14 protein-coding genes and 1 pseudogene are annotated in these 18,852 nt (G+C 73.8%); 7 read left to right on the top strand and 8 right to left on the bottom strand.

Annotated elements, in window-relative coordinates:
- Positions 1-288 precede the first annotated feature (288 nt).
- Positions 289-1,242 (top strand): DUF3500 domain-containing protein, encoded by a 954-nt coding sequence (locus C6361_RS02610; RefSeq protein WP_107259239.1) that lies wholly within the window; start codon positions 289-291, stop codon positions 1,240-1,242.
- Positions 1,243-1,316: 74 nt separating this feature from the next.
- On the opposite strand, the gene C6361_RS02605 is transcribed toward C6361_RS02610, so the two are convergent.
- The 3 genes from C6361_RS02605 to secA2 form a co-directional block, all read right to left on the bottom strand.
- Positions 1,317-1,823 (bottom strand): DUF2231 domain-containing protein, encoded by a 507-nt coding sequence (locus C6361_RS02605; RefSeq protein WP_107259240.1) that lies wholly within the window; start codon positions 1,821-1,823, stop codon positions 1,317-1,319.
- Positions 1,824-1,922: 99 nt separating this feature from the next.
- The gene (locus C6361_RS02600) at positions 1,923-2,660 is read right to left on the bottom strand and encodes a GAF and ANTAR domain-containing protein (RefSeq protein WP_107264089.1); all 738 of its coding nucleotides are present in this window, start codon (positions 2,658-2,660) and stop codon (positions 1,923-1,925) included.
- Positions 2,661-2,906: 246 nt separating this feature from the next.
- Positions 2,907-5,201: an accessory Sec system translocase SecA2 gene (gene secA2 / locus C6361_RS02595; RefSeq protein ID WP_107266635.1), complete on the bottom strand. Its 2,295-nt coding sequence runs from the start codon at positions 5,199-5,201 to the stop codon at positions 2,907-2,909.
- Positions 5,202-5,462: 261 nt separating this feature from the next.
- Between secA2 and C6361_RS02590 the strand changes: the two genes are divergently transcribed.
- From C6361_RS02590 to ctaD, 3 genes are all read left to right on the top strand, one after another.
- Positions 5,463-6,470, top strand: coding sequence for a glucosyl-3-phosphoglycerate synthase (locus tag C6361_RS02590; protein WP_107270685.1), 1,008 nt, complete (start codon positions 5,463-5,465; stop codon positions 6,468-6,470).
- Between the two features lie 49 nt (positions 6,471-6,519).
- Positions 6,520-7,680, top strand: coding sequence for a glycosyltransferase (locus tag C6361_RS02585; protein WP_107266634.1), 1,161 nt, complete (start codon positions 6,520-6,522; stop codon positions 7,678-7,680).
- Between the two features lie 200 nt (positions 7,681-7,880).
- Positions 7,881-9,932, top strand: a complete 2,052-nt coding sequence (gene ctaD, locus C6361_RS02580) for a cytochrome c oxidase subunit I (protein WP_107266633.1) — start codon at positions 7,881-7,883, stop codon at positions 9,930-9,932.
- A gap of 36 nt (positions 9,933-9,968) precedes the next feature.
- Here the strand turns inward: ctaD and C6361_RS02575 are convergent, their stop codons facing one another.
- Both C6361_RS02575 and C6361_RS02570 read right to left on the bottom strand, forming a co-directional pair.
- Positions 9,969-11,105 (bottom strand): SigB/SigF/SigG family RNA polymerase sigma factor, encoded by a 1,137-nt coding sequence (locus C6361_RS02575; RefSeq protein WP_107259244.1) that lies wholly within the window; start codon positions 11,103-11,105, stop codon positions 9,969-9,971.
- Between the two features lie 226 nt (positions 11,106-11,331).
- Positions 11,332-12,744 (bottom strand): hypothetical protein, encoded by a 1,413-nt coding sequence (locus tag C6361_RS02570; protein ID WP_234359285.1) that lies wholly within the window; start codon positions 12,742-12,744, stop codon positions 11,332-11,334.
- A 190-nt stretch (positions 12,745-12,934) separates the two neighbouring features.
- Between C6361_RS02570 and C6361_RS02565 the strand changes: the two genes are divergently transcribed.
- A complete protein-coding gene (locus C6361_RS02565; protein ID WP_107266632.1) occupies positions 12,935-13,390 on the top strand; it encodes a hypothetical protein in 456 nt (151 codons plus the stop codon).
- Between the two features lie 136 nt (positions 13,391-13,526).
- Here C6361_RS02565 and C6361_RS02560 read toward each other — a convergent pair whose 3' ends face one another.
- Positions 13,527-15,392, bottom strand: coding sequence for a thiamine pyrophosphate-binding protein (locus tag C6361_RS02560; protein ID WP_234359284.1), 1,866 nt, complete (start codon positions 15,390-15,392; stop codon positions 13,527-13,529).
- Positions 15,393-15,408: 16 nt separating this feature from the next.
- On the bottom strand, positions 15,409-16,533 hold the full coding sequence (locus C6361_RS02555; RefSeq protein ID WP_107266630.1) for a Vms1/Ankzf1 family peptidyl-tRNA hydrolase: 1,125 nt from the start codon (positions 16,531-16,533) through the stop codon (positions 15,409-15,411).
- Positions 16,534-16,801: 268 nt separating this feature from the next.
- Between C6361_RS02555 and C6361_RS02550 the strand changes: the two genes are divergently transcribed.
- A complete protein-coding gene (locus C6361_RS02550; RefSeq protein ID WP_107259247.1) occupies positions 16,802-17,347 on the top strand; it encodes a hypothetical protein in 546 nt (181 codons plus the stop codon).
- Positions 17,348-17,364: 17 nt separating this feature from the next.
- On the opposite strand, the gene C6361_RS02545 is transcribed toward C6361_RS02550, so the two are convergent.
- Positions 17,365-17,730 carry a DUF3817 domain-containing protein gene (locus C6361_RS02545; protein WP_369931182.1) on the bottom strand — a complete coding sequence of 122 codons (366 nt, stop codon included), beginning with the start codon at positions 17,728-17,730 and terminating at the stop codon, positions 17,365-17,367.
- A gap of 269 nt (positions 17,731-17,999) precedes the next feature.
- Here C6361_RS02545 and C6361_RS37960 point away from each other — a divergent pair.
- Positions 18,000-18,851: pseudogene (locus C6361_RS37960) on the top strand (DMT family transporter); the annotation flags it as partial.
- Position 18,852: the final 1 nt, after the last annotated feature.

The raw sequence follows: 18,852 nt of genomic DNA, 5'->3' as shown, positions 1-18,852 counted from the left end.
CCGACCAGGCACGCTCCACAAGGCATCAACCGGTTCCGCCGGAAACCCGGGCAGGCCGGAGGAGACCGTCCGACCCGGACAGACACCGGTGGGCCGGGTGAGCAGACCGGCGCGACCGCACACCGGCAGGTACCGCCCGGCACCGGCCGGCCGCACGCCGGTCCCATGCCGACCGCCACCGACCACACGCCCACCGGAGGGCCCGACCGCACGGCCCGTCAGAGGGCCCGACCGCACGGCCGAGAGCCTGGTCGTCAGGAGTGCCGGCACAGCCGGTATACAGGGGGAATGCGCAACACCAACCTGGCCGGGCAGATGCGGACGGCGGCCACCGCACTGCTGGACGCGCTACCGGGTCCGGCCCGGGCGCTGGCCACCCGTCCGTTCGGCGACGAGGCCGGCCGGCGCTGGATCGAGTACCGGCCGCTGCCCCGACCGGGCGCCTGCCTCGCCGACCTCGACCGGACCGGCCGCAAGGCGACCCACCGGCTGCTGGCCACCGCGCTGAGCCCGCACGCGTACGCGCAGGCGACCGCCGTGATGGCCCTGGAGGAGGTGCTCGACCGGCAGGAGGAGTGGCGGCGGGGCCGGCACAGCGACGACTACCGGATCGTGGTCTTCGGCGACCCGGCCCGGGAGGACCAGTGGTCCTGGCGGTTCGAGGGACACCACCTCTCGGTCACGATGACCGTCGCCGGTGACCGGGTCTCCCCCGCCCCGCTCTTCCTCGGCGCCAACCCGGCGACGGTGAGCTACGCCGGCCGCCCGGTCAGCCGACCCCTCGGGCCCGAGGAGGATCTCGCCCGCGCCCTGCTCGACGCGATCGGCCCGGACGGGCGCGGCGCGGCGATCGTCGCCGACCAGGCACCGGCCGACATCCGCAGTGGCACCCGGGCACGGTTCGACAGCCGGATCGAACCGGCCGGGCTCCGGGCCGGTGGACTCGGGCCGACCGGCCGGGCACTGCTCGACCAGCTCGTCGCGCTCTATCTCGACCGGCTCCCGCCCGAGCTGGCCCGCCAGGAGGCGGCCCGGGTCGCCCGGGGCGACCTCTACTTCGCCTGGGAGGGTCCGACCAGGCCGGGCGGGCGACACTACTACCGCATCCAGGGCGAGGACCTGCTCATCGAGTACGACAACACCAGTGAGGACGGCAACCACGCGCACAGCGTGCTCCGCCGCCCACGCGGCGACTTCGGTGCCGACCTGCTCGCCGAGCACCGGGCGACCGCGCACCCCTGACGACCGCACACCCCTGACGACCGCACACCCCTGACGACGCTGCCGGGTGCCGGCCGCTGCCGGGTGCCGGTCGGTCAGCCGCCGCGACGTCGGCCGAAGCCCCCGGCGACCGAACTGGCCGGCGGGCCGAACCCGTCGAAGCTCGTCGGCTCGGTACGCCCCTGGTCGAACTGCCGCACCAGGCTGCCGCCGAGCCGTACCCCGACCGCGCCCACCAGCAGGCCGAGCAGCTCGACCGCGACCAGGCCGGCGTTCGCCCCGTGCTCCGGCACGCCGGACCTGATCAGGCAGGCGAAGACGAAGAGCACCGCCACGGCGGCGTTCACCAGGTTGAAGGTGATAGCGGTGCGCCGGGTCGGATCACCGGGCACGTCCCAGAGATCGATCATGCCGGCCGCCGTGGCGAGACCGCCCGCGACCAGCGCCGCCACCGCCGTCCAGTAGCCGACCAGCCCGAGGATCGCCGGGCCGCCGACCACGTCGGCCAGGTCGAAGACCGTGGCGCAGACGAACAGGCCGAACGGAAAGGTCACCAGCATCGGCTGGATCGGATGACCGTGCACCCGTAGGCGGCTCTGCATGGTGGCGCCTCCCGGCTCGCTCGTCGACCAGCCCTCAGCGTGCTACCCCCGGGCCACCCCGCCGAAACGACGCCGCATCGCGCGCACCACGGCGGAGGGTCAGTTGTCGCGACGACGGGCCACCGAGGTGACCAGCCGCTCGGCCACGTCCCGCAACGGAATGGCCAGCGCCGCCGAGGCGGACCGCAACACCCGTAGCGCCTCCGTGGCCGGACAGCCACGTTGGGTCATGATAACCCCCACCGCCTGGTCGATGACCTGACCGGCCGAGAGCGTGTCGTCGGCCGCGTCGGCGAGCTCGGTCTGCCGGGACCGGTCCCGCACCGCGCCGAGCAGCAACCCGACGTGTTCGGCGAGCAGCATCGCGGTGAGCTGTTGACTGGCGGTCAGCACGCCGGGCTCGCGGGCGTACAGGTTGATCGACCCGACCACGTGCTCGTCGACGTCGACCGGTACGGCGAGCACCCCGCGTACGCCCAGCGCCAGCGCCCGGCCGGTCCACGGCCGCCACCGGGTCTCGGTACGCAGGTCCGCCGACCAGACCATCTCCCGGGAGCGGATCGCCGTCATCGCCGGACCGTCCGAGCCGTGCCGGACGTCGTCGAGGTCGCCGAGTCGGGGCTCCGAGGCCGCGACCGAGGCGGGCGCTCCGGCCCGCAACACAGTGACGCCGCACCAGCTCACCGCTGGGATGGCGTCCCGGACGGTACGTACCAGCCGGTCCAGCGCGGCGTCGAAGTCGTCGCTCGCGATCAGTCCGGCAGTCACTTCGCGGAGCAGGGCGGCGGTCTCCAGCACGCCCGGGGCTTCGGTCGACGGCTCCGTCGTCGTCCTCAGCCTCAGCACCGTTCCGGAACCCCCGCCACCACCGCGCCCCCCGCGGTACGTCCGGTTCGCACCGTCGCCTGTCTCATGGTCGCCTCTCCCCCGCCGTCACCGATCCCGCGCCGGTACGGACCTGCGCTACTACCCGAGCGCCGGGTGGACAAACCACCCGTTCCAGGAAGAGAACGATCCCACCCGCCCCGGGGTTGCCGTCAGGCTTCCGACGATCAACCCCGGGATCTGCGGGTGGGTGACGGGTCAGCGCGGGCTGGAGCTGAGCCGGCGACCGACGGCGGCGATCAGCCGGTCGAGTTCCGAGCCGAACGGGTTGTCGTGCACCAGATAGGTCCAGGTGGCGCTGGGTCGAGCCAGCTCACCCTCGCCCGGCTGCCAGTCGTCGTCGAACTCGTTCTCCTCGAAGGTCTCCACCGTACGGGTCTCGATCTCCGGTACTAGCGCGTTGAACGCCGGCACCGCCGAGCGGTGGAACTCGTCGAGCGGATCGAGCCGGCCGAGCGCCCGCAGGTGTACGCCCTCGCGCACCTCGGAGAGTTCGGCCAGGTGCTGCGCCCAGAGCCGGTCGAGGTGGTAGAGCGCGATCGACCGGCCGACCCGGGAGAGGAGTTCCTCGTCCATCTCCTTGGCCCGCTCCGGGAAGCGCTCGGTCAGCATCTGCGCCGCCACCTCGGTGGTGAGCAGTCGCTCCCGGCGCTCGGCCAGCGCCTTGCGCTGCTGCTCGATCACCACGCTGTAGCGCCAGGTGTTGCGGTGGATCTCGTGGTTGACGCCCTCGGCGATCCGCTGGGCGTGCTCGACGGCGAAGTCGACCTGCTCGTCGGTGACCAGACCGTCGGCGTTCATCCGCGGCGACGGCGGGATCGCGTCCGGGGCGTGCCGGACGACGAGGTTGTCCTCAAGGCTGACGAAGAAGACCGAGCGGCCCGGGTCGCCCTGCCGGCCGGCCCGCCCCCGGAGCTGGTCGTCGACCCGCCGGCTGTCGTGCCGGCCACTGCCGATCACGAAGAGGCCGCCGAGTTCGGCGACCCGGTCCCGGTCGGCCTGGTCGCTGCCGCCGAGCCGGATGTCGACACCCCGGCCGGCCATCTGGGTGGAGACGGTCACCGCGCCGTACTTGCCGGCCTCGGCGATGATCGCCGCCTCCTCGGCGTCGTTCTTGGCGTTCAGCACCGTGCACGGCACCCCGGCCTCGCGCAGCGCCTCGGCGAGCCGCTCCGACTCCTGCACGTCCAGGGTGCCGATCAGCACCGGGCGGCCGGTCTCGTGCTGCTCCTGGATCTCCTGGATCAGCGCCTCTTCCTTCTCACCCCGGGTGGCGTAGATCCGGTCCGGGTCGTCGATCCGGACGCAGGGGGTGTTCGGCGGGATCACCGCGACCTCCAGCGAGAAGAACTCCCGCAACTGGTCGCCGACCAGCACCGCCGTGGCGGTCATCCCGCAGACGGTCTTGTAGAGCGCGACGTATGCCTGCACGGTGATGGTGCCGAGCACCTCACCCTCGGCGGTGGCGTCGAGCCCCTCCTTCGCCTCGACGGCGGCCTGGAGCCCGTCCGGCCAGCGGCGGCGCTGGGCGACCCGGCCGCGCATCTCGTCGATCAGCTCGACCCCGTCGTTGCGGACGATGTAGTCGACGTCCCGGTGCAGCAGCGCGTGCGCGTGCAGCGCGACGTTGACCGCGGAGAGCTGCTCGACGTGCTCGTCGTCGTAGAGGTCGACGCCGCCGAGCCGGGACTCGACCTCGGCCAGCCCGGCGTCGGTGAAGGCGACGCTGCGGCCGTCGTCGGCGACCGTGTAGTGCCGCCCGGCCCGCAGCCCACGGACCACCGCAGCGGCCTGGTGCACCGGGTCCTGCTCGCCCGGCACCGCGCCGGCCAGCACCATCGGCACCCGGGCCTCGTCGATCAGGATGGAGTCGGCCTCGTCCACGATCGCGGTGGTCAGCGGCGGCTGCACCCGGTCGTCGATGTCGGTGACGAGCTGGTCGCGGAGGAAGTCGAAGCCGGCCTCGCTGACCGAGACGTAGGTGACGTCGCAGGCGTACGCCGCCTGGCGGTCCTCCCGGGTGGACGCCTCGGTCACCCAGCCGACGCTCAGCCCGAGCAGCCGGTAGACCGGCTCCATCCACTCGGCGTCCCGGCGGGCCAGGTAGTCGTTGACGGTGAGCACGTGCACCGGCCCGTTGCCCCGCCGGACGTGCCCGTACGCGGCGATCGTCGCGGTCAGCGTCTTGCCTTCACCGGTGGCCATCTCGGCGACCTTGCCGGCCAGCAGCGACATGGCGCCGAGCAGCTGGACGTCGTACGGCCGCTGGTCGAGCCCGCGCCGGGCGGCCTCGCGGCCCACCGCGCAGATCTCGACGAAGTCCTCGGCCCTACCGGCGGCCTCGGTGAGTTCCTCGTCGCTGAGCTCGGTGAGGTCCTCCTCCCGCGCCTCGATCGTGGGCAGCAGCTTCTCCAGCGGCGCCAGATCAACTGTGGTGCCCGGACGCTGGAGGAAACGCCGGACCCTGGTCTTCAACCGTTGCGACACACCCATGACGGGCAACGGTACGCGAACTCTCCGGCAAAGTGCGGCCCGCCCGGCCGGTGCCGGGTCCGCTCTCCGCCGGGTCGGCGGCCGGATGTCCGTACCGCCCGGGTGTGCCCGGATGGGCGGATTGTGAGCGCCGTCCGGCGACCCGTCCCCGGGGTGCCGTCGGGCGGGTGCCGGGACGGTTGATCCGGGGCCGGCGGGGAAGGCTGGAGGGCTGCACCGGGGCCTGGACGGGCGCCGGTCGAGGCAGTGGGGGAGGTCGCCGTGCGGCGCTCGCGTACACCCGTGTCACCGGCGCTGGAGGCGTGGTCCACCCACCGTACCGGGGTGGCCGACCAGTGGACGCCGCGACAGCTCGCATACCTGAAGGGGACCCGCACGGTCAGTGTGGTGATCCCGGCCCGGGACGAGGAGGCCACCGTCGGCGCGATCGTGGCGGCGATCCGGGCCTGCCTGGTCGAGCAGATCGACCTCGTCGACGAGGTCGTGGTGGTCGACTCCCGGTCCAACGACCGGACCGCCGTCGTGGCGGCGGCGGCCGGGGCCCGGGTGGTCAGCCAGGACGAGATGACCCGGGGGCTGCCCCGGCTGGACGGCAAGGGGGACGCCCTCTGGGCCGGGCTGGCCGCGTCGACCGGGGACCTGGTCGCCTTCGTCGACGCCGACCTGCGGGAGTTCCAGCCGCACTTCGTCACCGGGCTGCTCGGCCCGCTGCTCACCGACCCGTCGGTCGCGTTCGTCAAGGGCTTCTACCACCGCCCGCTGGTCGGCACCAGCGGCGTCGAGGCGGAGGGCGGCGGCCGGGTGACCGAGCTGGTGGCCCGACCGCTGTTCAACCTCTTCTGGCCGGAACTGGCCGGCTTCGTCCAGCCGCTCGCCGGGGAGTACGCCGGCCGTCGGGACGTACTCGAACGGGTGCCCTTCGTCTCCGGTTACGGCGTCGAGACGGCGATGCTGATCGACCTGCTGGAGATGTGCGGCCTGGACGCCCTGGCCCAGGTCGACCTCGGCGAACGCCTGCACCGGCACCAGGACACCGAGGCGCTCGGCCGGATGTCCGGGCAGATCATGCACACCGTGTGGCAGCGGCTCTGCCGGCGGGGCCTGGTCGAGGAGAGCGCGCCGCCGGGGAACCTGCTGGTGCAGTTCCGCCGGGACGGCAGCAGCGCGCTGCCCAACCTCGATCGGGAGATCGTGATCAGCGACGTCTCGGTCCGGGAGCGCCCGCCGCTGGTGGAACTGCGGCCGTCGTCCCGGGGGGCGGCGGTGTGACCGGGTACGGCGGTGTGACCGGGTACGGCGGTGCGGCCGGGGAGGACGGATGGGCCTGACCGTGCTGATGAACGCCGGCCCGTGGCTCCCGGTGCCGCCGCCCGGGTACGGCGGGATCGAGAACGTCGTCGCCACGCTGGTGCCGGAGCTGCGCCGGCTCGGCGTACGGGTGGTGCTCGCCTCGACCGCCGACGCCACGCTGCCGGTCGACGAACTGCTGTCGGTCTTTCCGGACGGCCAGTTCGGGGCGCTGCAACGGCCGTACAACCAGGTCTGCGGGATCTCGCACGCGCACCTGAACGGGGTGGTCCGGGCCCTGCGCGAGCGGGACGACATCGACCTGGTGCACGACCACGTGGAGGCGGTCGGGCTGGCCGTGCTGACCGCGATGGGTCCGGGGAGCGGGCCCGCGCTGCACACCCTGCACTGGGACCTCGGCAAGCATCCGGACCTCTACGGATATCTGGACGGCGGTGACCGGGTACGGGTGAACGGGGTTTCGGCGGCGCAGCTCGCCCGGGCCCCGCAGGCGCTGCGCGACCACGCGGTCGGGCACGTGCACCTGGCCACCCCGCTGGCGGTGGCGGCCGACCGACGGCCGCCGGTGGAGAAGTCCGACCACCTGGTGATCCTCGGCCGGATCACGCCGGGCAAGGGGCAGCACGTGGGGGCCCGACTGGCCCACCAGGCCGGGTTCGACCTGGTGCTGGCCGGACCGGTCGGGCCGTACCTGCGTCCGGAGGAGCTGGCCGCCGCCGGGCCGGAGGCGGACCAGAATCCGGACGTACGGTATTGGCGGGAGCAGGTCGCCCCGCTGGTGGACGGCGACCGGGTGCGCTGGGTGGGGATGGTGGCCGGCGGCGCCCGGGACGAGCTGGTGGCGGCGGCCCGGGCCAGCCTCTTCCCGCTCTGCTGGGAGGAGCCCGGCGGGACGGCGGTGATCGAGTCGCTGGCCCTCGGCACCCCGGTGCTGGCGATCGGCCGGGGCTGCCTGCCGGAGCTGATCGAGCACGGCCGGACCGGACTGCTCGCCGAGGACGAGGAGGGCCTCGCCGACCTGGTGCGGGAGGTCGGCCGGCTGGACGAGCGGGACTGCCGCCGGGAGGCCAGCCGCAGGTTCACCCCGGCGACGATGGCGCAACGCTATGTCGAGCTGTACGACCGGGTACGCCCGGTCGGCCACCCGACCGGTCGACCCGTACCCGGTTGATCCCTCGGTTGATCCGTCGCCGGTCCGCGCCTGACGGCCGGGCACCGCTGCGGCCCGACGCCCGACCCGGCCCGCCTTCGTCGGTTTTCACCCGTTAGAGGCAGAGCGAGGCGAAATGGTCGGCCTGCCGGGTTTCGCCGTCGGTTTACCGGGTAGCCGCCCCTCGTCCTAGCCGTGATCAGCTACGAGGTGAGCCGGGGATGCCGAAGCGGGCGGTCACCGAACCCGAGCGGGAGCGCGGGGAGGATCGGGAGCAGGGGCGGGAGCGCGGGCCGCTGGTCCTGGCACCCTCCCGGTCCGGCGGCCACCCGGGCCAGATCCGCAGGGCGATCCGGGGCAGCACCCTGATCCGGCTGCTCGGCACCACCGACGCCAAGCAGATCGGCCTGCTCTACCTCACCACGGCGTTCGGCTTCTTCGTCATCGCCGGCGCGATGGCGATGCTGATGCGCGCCGAACTGGGCCGGCCGGGAATGCAGTTCCTCTCCCCCGAGCAGTACAACCAGCTCTTCACCGGGCACGGCACGATCATGTTGCTGCTCTTCGCCACCCCGCTGGCGTTCGCCTTCGGCAACTACGTCGTACCGTTGCAGATCGGCGCCCCGGACGTGTCGTTCCCCCGGCTCAACGCGCTGGCGTACTGGCTCTACCTGCTCGGCGGTTCGCTGGTGCTGGCCGGCTTCCTCACCCCGAACGGCTCGGCGGACTTCGGCTGGACCGCGTACACCCCGCTGAGCCGGGACCAGCACTCGCCGGGGATCGGCCCGGACATGTGGGTGATCGGACTGGTCCTCTCCGGCCTCGGCACCATCCTCGGCGCGGTCAACCTGATCACCACCATCCTGACCCTGCGGGCGCCCGGGATGACCATGTTCCGGATGCCGATCTTCACCTGGAACATGCTCTTCACCGCCCTGCTGGTGGTACTCGTCTTCCCGCTGCTCGCCGCCGCGCTGCTCGCGCTCTACGCCGACCGCCGGATCGGCGCGCACGTCTACGACCCGATCAACGGCGGCCCGCTGCTCTGGCAGCACCTCTTCTGGTTCTTCGGCCATCCCGAGGTCTACATCGTGGCGCTGCCGTTCTTCGGCATCATCACCGAGGTCATCCCGGTCTTCGCCCGCAAGCCGATCTTCGGCTACAAGGGGCTGGTCGCCGCCACCATCGCGATCACGATCCTGTCGATGACCGTCTGGGCACACCACATGTTCGGCACCGGCCAGGTACTGCTGCCGTTCTTCAGCTGGCTGAGCTATCTGATCGCCGTACCGACCGGGGTGAAGTTCTTCAACTGGATCGGCACGATGTGGAAGGGGCAGCTCACCTTCGAGACGCCGATGCTCTTCTCGATCGGGTTCCTGGTCACCTTCCTCTTCGGCGGGTTGACCGGGGTGCTGCTGGCCAGCCCGCCGGTGGACTTCCACACCCACGACACCTATTTCGTGGTGGCGCACTTCCACTACGTACTCTTCGGCACCATCGTCTTCGCCGCCTTCGCCGGGGTCTACTTCTGGTTCCCGAAGATGACCGGCCGGCTCCTCGACGAGCGCCTCGGCCGGGCCCACTTCTGGACCATGTTCCTCGGCTTCCACGGCACCTTCCTGGTGCACCACTGGCTGGGCAACGAGGGGATGCCCCGCCGGTACGCCGACTACCTGCCGACCGACGGCTTCACCGCGCTGAACACCTTCTCCACGATCAGCTCCTTCGTACTCGGCTTCTCCACGCTCTTCTTCCTCTACAACGTCTGGAAGTCGTGGCGGTTCGGCCGGATGGTGGCGGTCGACGACCCCTGGGGCTTCGGCAACTCCCTGGAGTGGGCGACCACCTCCCCGCCGCCGCTGCGCAACTTCGACCGGATGCCCAGGATCCGGTCGGAGCGGCCCGCCTTCGACGCGAAGTACGGCCCGCTCGTCGCCGACCTCGGCCGGGACCTGCCGCAGCGGTCCACCCGACCACCCCAGGGGGCCCGCGACGAGCTGCGGCACGAGACGCCGCACCCCGAGGGCGAGGTCCCGGCCCCGGAGGGGGCGCACGGCGCGGACGCCGCCGTCGCGCACCACCCGCCGGCCGACTCCGGTGCCCGGCCGATCGAGGTACCGGAGCCGCACGAGGTACGCCGGCCGGCGTTCGAGCCGAGCGAGCCCGACGAGAACGTCGACGACACCGCCCGGGGTGGCCCGGAGAGCCCTCGGTGGCGGACCGGCCGGCGGACCGGCGACGACCGGCCGGAAGAGGAGGAGGGCCGATGACGACGCGCGGCGCACCGGCAGGTACCGGGATGTCGGTCAGTCCGCCGGCAACGCGACCAGGCCGGCGGCGCTGAGCGAATGCTGCACCACCGGTTGCGCCCGAGCCAGCCGCCACCGGACCCCGGCCCGATGTGCGGCGTCCCGGCCGGCGACCAGGGCGGCCAGCGCCGGCCCGTCCAGCTTCGCCACGTCGGTCAGGTCGATCGCCACTTCCGTCGGATGCCCGTCGGCGACCGCCTCGACCACCGCCTGGCGCAACTGCTCCGCGGTCTCCCGGTCGATCTCCCCGGTCACCTCGACCACCACCCGCTCCCCCGCCTGGCGCACCTCGAGCCGGGCCGGCGCGCCACCCGCCTCGGCCCCGCCGGCCTGCCACGGGGCCGGCGAGTCGGCGAGCATCGCCTGCCGCAGCCAGGTGAGCGCCCGGGAGAGCAGCCGGGAGACGTGCATCTGCGAGATGCCGAACCGGGCGGCGATCTCGGCCTGGGTCTGGTTGCCGTAGAAGCGCATCGCCAGGATCCGCCGCTCCCGCCAGGGCAGCCGGCCGAGCAGCCCGCTGACCGTCACCCGGTCGTCGACCGACTCGAGGTCGGTGTCGGACTCGCCGACGAGGTCGCCGAACTCCGCCGAACTCTCCCCGCCGACCGGGGCGTTCAGCGAGGCCGGACTGTAGCCGGCCGCCGACTCCAGCGCCGCGAGGATCTCCTCCTCCGGCGTCTCCAGCCGGGCGGCCAACTCGGCCACGCTCGGCGCCCGGGACAGCTCGCTGGTCAGCGCCGCCGTCGCCTGGCCGACCTCCAGGATCAGGTCGCGCAGCCGCCGGGGTACGTGCACACCCCAGGTCCGGTCCCGGAAGTGCCGTTTGATCTCGCCGACGATGGTGATCGCGGCGTACGCGGTGAACGAGCCCCGTTCCGGGTCGTACCGGTCGACCGCGTTCACCAGGCCCAACCGCGCCACCTGTTCCAGGTCCTCCAGTGGTTCACCCCGGCCCCGGTAGCGCCGGGCCAACCTGCCGGCGAACGGCAGGGCGAACCGGACGAGGTCGTCCCGGGCCTCCTGCCGGCGTTCCGGCGGCAGGCCGGCGATCCGCGCCGCGTACGCCAGAGCGGCCGCGTCCAGGTCCTCCAGCCCCCGCTCGGCCGGTGGTGTGGTGGTGATCTGTCCGAACATCCGCGCCTCCCTCAGGAAGGTCCCCCGCCCGGGATGCGAATCCGGTCATCGGTGCCGTACGGAACGTCACCGCGCCGGAAGCGAACATGTACCGAAACTGAACGAGCGAACGCCGCACACTGCGTTGCGCAGCGCGGTTGACCAGCCAGCAGTCAGCGTTCTTCCCGCCCTGTAGGTACTCAATCACGCCACGTGACTGTCGCGAGGAGTTTTGCGATCAGGCGGATCAGCAGACCAGCAGACCCTGCGGGGTACCGCTGGCGCGCAGCCCGGCCAGCGCCTCCACCACCCGCAGCGGCGCGGGTGCCGGCAGGTCGTACGGCTGGTTCCGGAGTACCTCCGTGGCGTGCCGGGTGGCCACCGAGGTCACCGGGTAGCCCCGGGCGGCGACCCGGTCCACGGCCCGGCGACGGCGCCCGAACGAGGCCACCGCGAGCCACTGCGGCAGTCCGGCCAGGGCCGGCGAGCGCAGCCCCGGCGGCTCCGGGAGTACGTCCAGCGAGCTGAACGGGGCACTGCCGGCGAGCCACCACTCCGCCCCGGCCACGCTGCGCGCGGTGGCGTTCTCGCACCAGTACGGCACCAGGCCGGCCCGGACCACCTGCCACGGGTCGATCAGCCGCCCGCACTCCACCACGCAGCGGTCCCCGCTCTTGCCGGCCCCGCGCAGCCAGCTCCGGTACACGTCCGCGGCGGCGGCACTGAGCGCGTCCGGGCCCGGGAAGAGCACCCGGTGCAGCGGGCTGCCCGCGCCGCGTACCCAGTCCAGCAGACTCGTCTCAAAACCGGGCTCGACGCCCTGTTCGGCGTATCCGGGTCGGCCGCCCTCCGGAGCGTCCCAACTCGCCCCGTCACCGCCGGCCCCGCGCAGCACCTGCCCGAGCAGTTCACTGCCGGCCCGGAAGTCGGCCGGCTCCAGCCCGCTGACCGGCCCGCCGAGCTGGAAGCTGTGCCCGTCACCCGCGTCGACCACCGGCCAGGTGCGCACGTCCCGCAGCAGCAGCACCGGGGCCCCCGGCGCCAGCCGGCTGCCGAGGAACTCCCGGTACGCCTCCGGCAGCCGGTCCCAGCGGACCACCAGGGAGACCGTCGAGCCGGCCAGTACGCCCCGACCGGCCGGATCGTGCACCTGCCGTACGCGTACCCCCGGGTTGCCTGCGATCACCCGGGCCGCGACCCGACCGCCGTACGCCGACGCCTCGCCCGGTCGGTCGACCCGGCCCTCCGGCCACTGCACCGACACCTCGAAGCCGGCCGGCAGCCAGGGCACGCCCATCGCGGTGGCCAGGTGGACCGCTCCGCCGTGCGGGGAGCCGATCACGACACCGGGGTACCAGCGCGGCGGGTAGTGCTCGACCATCCACCGGGCCACCCGGTCGGCGTCGAGCGCCCCGGCCTGCTCGGCGGTGAGCGCCGTCCGGGTGGCCGCCCGGGCCAGCGCGGAGCGGCGTACCGCCTCCGGCGCGCCCCGGAAGCGCGACAGCAGCGGGTGGTACCCGAGATCGGCGCAGTCCTGGCCACGGACCGCGCGGGACGCCACGGCCAACAGCACCCGGCCGGTGCTCTCCGCCGAGACGATGCGGTCCGGTCCGGGGAGCCCGGACCCACCCGCGGCCAGCCACTCCTGTGTCTCCCGCACCGGGCCCACCTCCCTCGTCCGCGCTGCCCGGGCCTTCCCGTCCCGATCGGGTTCAAACGGGCGGTCAGCAACCTGGCGGGCGCAATTCGGAGGACGGGCCGTTATGTCCGGCCCCGCTGCCGCCGGCCCGCCACGCCCGGGCGCCGGTCCGGTTTGCTCCGGGCGGGCCGGATCCGGATGATCGTCGGTTGTGACCCAGTTGAGCTTCGGACCGGCCGGCGGCCCCCGGTACGCCAGCTATTTCGCCGTCGCCGTCGTCCCGTTCGCCCTGGTGGTGGCGGGGCTGGCCGGCTGGCAGGTGGCCTCCGGCGACGGGCTGCGCCCGATCGCGGTGGCGACCCTGGTGACCAGCCTGGCCGGCCTGCTGGTCGCGGTCGGCCTGGTACTCGCGGAACGGCGTGGCCGGGCCGGCCGGTCGGCGGGCCCGGACGGGATCCGCACCGGGCGGCAGGGCGTGCTGGCCTGGACCCGGGTGACCAGGCTGAGCCTGCACCCCGGGACCGGTGACCAGCGCCTGCTGGCGGCCTGGCCGGCCGGGGCGCGTACGCCGGTCTGGCTCGGCTCGGTCGACGGGGCCGACGTGCCGGCCGACGAGGCGATCCGGCTGGTCGAGCAGTGGTCCGGCCGGCAGGTCGAGCGCGCCTGATCCCGACCGGCGCCGGAACGGGACGGGCCGATCGCCAGAACGAGACCGGCCGGGCGCCGGCCGAGATCCCGACGGCGCCGGACGAGATCCAAACGGCCTCGGACGAGATCGAGTCGAGGCGAGATCCGGCCCGGCCTCAGACGAGGTCGGCGCCGTTGGCGGCGCGATCGGCCAGGCCCTGGGCACGGTTGCGGATCGCCGTGCCGGCGCCCTCCCCGGTCCCGCCGGCCAGCAGGCCGCGCAGGTCGGCGAAGGGCTGTTCCGGCGCGTCCAGCGGGGTCGACGGCTCGACCACCGCCTCGATCAGGGTGGGCCGGTCGGCGGCGAGCGCCTCCTCCCAGGCCGGTCCGATCTGGTCCGGCCGGTCGACCCCGATGCCGTGCAGCCCGAGCAGCCGGGCCCAGCCGGCGTACGGGATGTCTCCGGCGCGTACCGCCTCCGGCGTCGACATCCCGGGTGCGGCCGGCCGGTCCAGATCCGCCCCAGGTGCCCGGACCGGTTCGTCGTCCGGCCCGCGCTCCGGCTCGCCGCCCCGGCCGGTCCGGTCGGAGTTGTTCAGCACCAGCACCACCATCCGGGGATCGGGCCACTCCGGCCAGTGCTGCGCCACGGTGATCAGCTCGGCGAGCCCGCCGGACTGCATGGCGCCGTCGCCGAGCAGGACCACGACCGGCCGGTCGGGCTGGGCGAACTTGGCCGCGATGGCGTACGGCACCGCCGATCCGACCGAGGCGAGCGTGCCGCAGAGATGTGCCCGTACTCCGGGTGGCAGTTGCAGGTGCCGGGCGTACCAGTAGGTCACCGACCCGACGTCGACCGCGACCGACGCCTCGGCCGGCAGCCGGGCGGAGAGTTCCCGGAGCACCAGCCGGGGGTTCAGCCGCGCGGTCCGCTCCTCGGCCCGGGCGTCGCACTCGGCGCGGGCCCGGTCCACGGCCCCCTCGATCATGTCGCGCCAGTCCCGGTTGCGCCGCTGCGGCACCCGGGGCAGCAGGGCCCGCAGCGTCTCCCGGGCGTCGCCGACCAGCGGGACGTCGATCGGATACCGGCTGGCCAGCCGGCTGCCGTCGATGTCGATCTGCACCGCCGTGGCCTGCCCCGGCACCGGGTAGTAGCCGGTCCACGGGTCGTTGGTGCCGACCATCAGCAGGATGTCGCAGCCGGCCATCAACTGCGCGCTCGCCGCCGTGCCGACCTGGCCGAGCACGCCCGTGTGGTAGGGCAGCCGCTCGTCCAGCACCGGCTTGCCGAGCAGCGAGGTCGCCACCCCGGCGTCGAGCCGGTCGGCCAGTTCGACGATCTCGTCGGCGGCGCCGTAGGCGCCCTGACCGACCAGGATCGCCACCCGTTGTCCGGCGCTGAGCAGTTGGGCGGCGGCGTTCAGGTCCTCCTCGTGCGGAACCACCCGGGCCGGGGGCAGGCCGGGCGCCGAGGCGAGCACGCCGCCGCCGTCGGGGTGCGGCATCCCGTCGGGTACGGAGTACCCGAGCAGGTCGTGCGGCACCACCAGGCAGGTCGGGCTCCGGGTCGACACGGCGGTACGGATCGCCTGGTCGACCAGGTACGGCACCTGTTCCGGCACCGCGGCGGTACGCAGGAACTGGGCGCAGGCGTCGCTGAACAGCCGGGGCAGCTCGATCTCCTGGTAGGCGCTGCCCAGCGCGCTGTACGTCTGCTGCCCGATGATCGCCACCATCGGCTTGCTGTCCAGCTTGGCGTCGTAGAGGCCGCCGAGCAGGTGCAGCGCGCCCGGTCCCTGGGTGGCCAGGCACACCCCGACCGTGCCGGTGTACTTGGCGTGCCCGGCCGCCATGAAGCCGGCCGCCTCCGGCTGCCGGGACGGTACGAAGCCGGGGTCGCCGCCGGCCCGGCGCAGCGCGTCGACGATCAGCGCCACCCCCTCGCCGGGTTCGCCGAAGACCCGGGGTACCCGCCAGGCGCGCAGTCGTTCGACCAGCAGGTCGGCGATGGTCCGGTCCGCCGTCACCGTGCTCGTCCGCACCGCCGACCGCCCGGGGTCAGCCATTGCGGTCCGCCGGCGTGCTGGCGTCGACGTAGCGCAGGACCGCGCCGACCCCGTCGGTGAGGTCGGGTGCCTGCTCGGGGCCGAGCACGGTGACTCCGGCGTCGGTGCCGACCAGCGCGCGGACCAGGGCGGCGTCGGCGCGTACCCGCTGCGGCTGCTCGACGGAGATCGCCAGCAGTTCGTCGGGGCCGGTGGCGATGTCGGTCGGCTCCGGACCGATCCAGAGCTCGTCGGTCGAGGAGGGGTCGTCCACGATCAGCATGGTGTCCACCTGGCCGCGTTGCAGTGCGGTCACCACCGCGTCCAGGCCGGCGCCGACGTCGCGCTGCATGCCGAACCTGTCCAGTGCCACGTCGGCGTGCGCGGCGGCGACCTCGGCGATGGCCTGCACGGTGACGTCGTCGAAGGCGGTCTGGTCGGCGCCGGCGGCCGGGAAACCGGCGTCGGTCTGCACCACCCGGTCCTGCCAGAACTCCGGCAGTTGGGCGGCGAGCAACTGCCGGGCCCGGGTCTCCCCGGCGACCACGATCACTTCGGCGCCGACCCGTTCGGCCAGCGCGGCGGTGGCCGAGGCGGCGTCCCCGGCGTTGCGCTGCCAGGCCAGCTCCGCCGCGTGCTGGTAGTGCGGCTGCGACCAGCCGCCCGGGTGCACCTTGCGCAGCGGCCACCGGTTGCCGCCCTCGACCTGGGCGTGCCGGGGTACCCCGCCCGCGCTCATCGCGTCCAGGCCGGCCCCGGTACGGCTGGCGAGCACCCGGACCCAGGGGATCTGTTCGCGGCGCTGCGCGACCAGCGGCATGGTGTGCGCGACCGGCCCGTGCGCGGCGATGTCCTTGAGCGGCGGCGCGGAGAGGTACTCGGTGAGCACCACCTCGCCGCCGGTGGCGAACGCGGCGAGGCCGTAGTCGCCGGGCATCGGGTCGTGCCCCCGGACCACGGCGTCGAGGGCCGCGACGTCGCGCGGGTCGGTCCGCTGCGCCGCCAGCCGTTCCTGGAGGGCCCGCCAGCGCAGGTCGAGCGCGGGATGGGCGTCGTGGGTGTCCCGGGAGGCGTCCAGGTAGACCGACGTCCACGGGCCGGGATGGGCACAGATCGGACGCAGGAAGGACAGCTGCATGGGTCGTCCCCTCTCCAAGCTCCCGCCGGGGTTACCCACGCCGGTCGGCTTGTCACCTCGGCGGCGGCCTGTCACCTCGGCGGCTTGTCACCTCGGCGGCGGGCTTGCTCGGGCGGCCTCCTCCCGGGCCGGCCGGTGCCCGGAAACGTCCCGAGCAGCCAGGAGTGAGCGGATCGTCACATTACGTGAAATGGATTCACTCACTGCCGGTTCATTCGTCATGATCGATACAATTCGTGTTCGGGAGCGGACTCTCGGTGGTGAACGCATGGACGGTGAACTGTTTCCCGAACGGGTGGCCTGGCGCCCCGGACCGGTCATCACCGGTCACGTCGTACGGCTGATGGAGGGCTACTCCCGGGAGGTCCGGATCGGGCAGCCCGTCCTGGTCGCCGTACTCGGCACGGCGGCGGTGGTCAAGGTGGTGCTGCTGCTGATCGCCTCGGTGCTCCGGGCCGGTGCCGGCGCGGGCGCGAGACGGAAGTGGAAGGACCTGCGCAAGGGGCCGGAGTTCCTGGTGACCCCGCTGCGGGTGCGCGACGGCAGCGGGGTGCTCTGCGAGATGGAAATCCACGGACACCTGCCGCAGAGCGCGCTGGAACCGGCGGACCACATCCAGGTGACCGTACGCTCGCAGAAGGACGCCGGGCTCGCCCCCCGGGTGGAGCGGATCGTCAACCTCACCACCGGTCAACTGCTCACGCCGCGTACCCCGACCCTCTGGTCCCACCTCGGCCCGGCGCTGCTGCTCCAGGCCGCGATCGGCCTGCTGCTGATCGGCGCGCTCGTCGCCTGGCTGGCGCTGGCCCGCTGACCGCACCCGGCCCGGGGTCAGGGTCGGGCCGCGTCCTCCAGCGGCCGGTCCAGGCCGGTCGTCGGCTCCCCCGCACCGCCGGCCGGGTCACCGGAAGCGACGTTCAGCAGGCCACGACGCCGGGCCCACCGCTCGAAGACGAGGGTGGCGAACGGCGGCACCGCGCAGGCCAGCGCGACGCCGACGGTCAGCCAGCGCCACCGGCCCAGCCGGGCCACCAGCAGAACCAGACCGACGTACGCGACGAAGAGTCCACCGTGCACCGGGCCGAAGATCTGCACCCCGATCTCGTTGCCTGGCGGGCCGTACTTGACCGCCATCCCGACCAACAGCCCGAGCCAGGAGGTCGCCTCGGCGACCGCCGCCAGCACGAACAGCCTCACCGCCGTGCGGTGCATTCCGCTCCCCCTCCGCTGGTCCGCCCGACGACGACGCCGGCCGACCGCCACCGATCCGGTCCGGCTGACAGCTTAGGCGACGCCGCCGGCCCGCCCCGCCGGACCAGCCGTTCGGCAGAGCCGGGGCCCGCCGTGGGGAGGAGGCCCTCACCCTCTCGGGGGAATCGACCGGAGCCCGTCTACACCCAGCGGCGTACGGGTGATGCCCACCACGGGGGGACGTCAGGAGTGCGGTCACGGAGGATCATGAGGTCATGACGAGTCATGGTCTCGGGGGGCCGGCCGTGATCGCACTGGTGTTGGCGATCGTCCTGTCGGTGGCCTCGGCAGCGGCGTACGCGGGGGCGGCGGTCCTACAGGAACGGCTCGCCAGTCAGGCCGGACCGACGGGGGACGCGGGGCGGGGCTATCTCGGCACCGTCCTGCGCCGGTCCGGCTGGTGGCTGTCGGTGGCGGGCAACGGTGCGGGCGCCGCCCTGCACGTCGCCGCGCTGGCGTACGGGCCGCTCTCGGTCGTGCAGCCGCTCGGCGTACTCACCCTGGTGCTCGCGCTGCCGATCGCGGCGGCCACCATCGGTCGCCGGGCATCGGCCCGGCAGTGGTCCGGGGCGGCCGCCACGGTGGCCGGCCTGGTGCTGCTGCTGGCGCTGACGCTGCCCGGGGCGGGCGACCACGACCTCCTGCCGGGGCAGGGCTGGGCGCTGGCCGGGGTGGCCGGCGCGCTGGTGGCCGTGCTGGTACTGGCCGGCCGGGCCAGCCGGTCGGCGCTGTCGCGCAGCCTGCTCACCGCGACCGCGGCCGGAATCGCCTTCGCGGTGGCCTCCGCGCTCACCCAGCTCGTCTCCGGGCTCGTCACCGACGGCGGGGCACTGCTGCCCACCGCCGGCCTGGCGCTGACGGTGGCCGGGATGGCCGCCGCCGGACTGCTGCTCTCCCAGCTCGCCTACCGGGGCGTCGGCCTGGGCGCGCCGCTGGCCACCGTCACCCTGGCCAACCCGGTCGCCTCGGCCGCCATCGCCATCCTGCTGCTCGGGGAGCGGACGGCGGGCGGCTACTGGGGCGGCCTCGCCGCCACGGCCGGTGCCGCCCTCGCCGCCTGGGGCGTGC

This window comes from Plantactinospora sp. BC1, assembly GCF_003030345.1.
Lineage (GTDB): Bacteria > Actinomycetota > Actinomycetes > Mycobacteriales > Micromonosporaceae > Plantactinospora.
The sequence above is the reverse complement of the archived record's forward strand: the minus strand, read 5'-3'. Positions and strand labels throughout refer to the sequence as shown.

Coding starts and splice junctions, on each gene's coding strand:
- ctaD (WP_107266633.1), top strand. CDS start 7,881: ATGCCGAAGCGGGCGGTCACCGAACCCGAGCGGGAGCGCGGGGAGGAT.
- C6361_RS02555 (WP_107266630.1), bottom strand. CDS start 16,533: ATGCAGCTGTCCTTCCTGCGTCCGATCTGTGCCCATCCCGGCCCGTGG.
- C6361_RS02585 (WP_107266634.1), top strand. CDS start 6,520: ATGGGCCTGACCGTGCTGATGAACGCCGGCCCGTGGCTCCCGGTGCCG.
- C6361_RS02605 (WP_107259240.1), bottom strand. CDS start 1,823: ATGCAGAGCCGCCTACGGGTGCACGGTCATCCGATCCAGCCGATGCTG.
- C6361_RS02610 (WP_107259239.1), top strand. CDS start 289: ATGCGCAACACCAACCTGGCCGGGCAGATGCGGACGGCGGCCACCGCA.
- secA2 (WP_107266635.1), bottom strand. CDS start 5,201: ATGGGTGTGTCGCAACGGTTGAAGACCAGGGTCCGGCGTTTCCTCCAG.
- C6361_RS02550 (WP_107259247.1), top strand. CDS start 16,802: ATGGACGGTGAACTGTTTCCCGAACGGGTGGCCTGGCGCCCCGGACCG.
- C6361_RS02575 (WP_107259244.1), bottom strand. CDS start 11,105: ATGTTCGGACAGATCACCACCACACCACCGGCCGAGCGGGGGCTGGAG.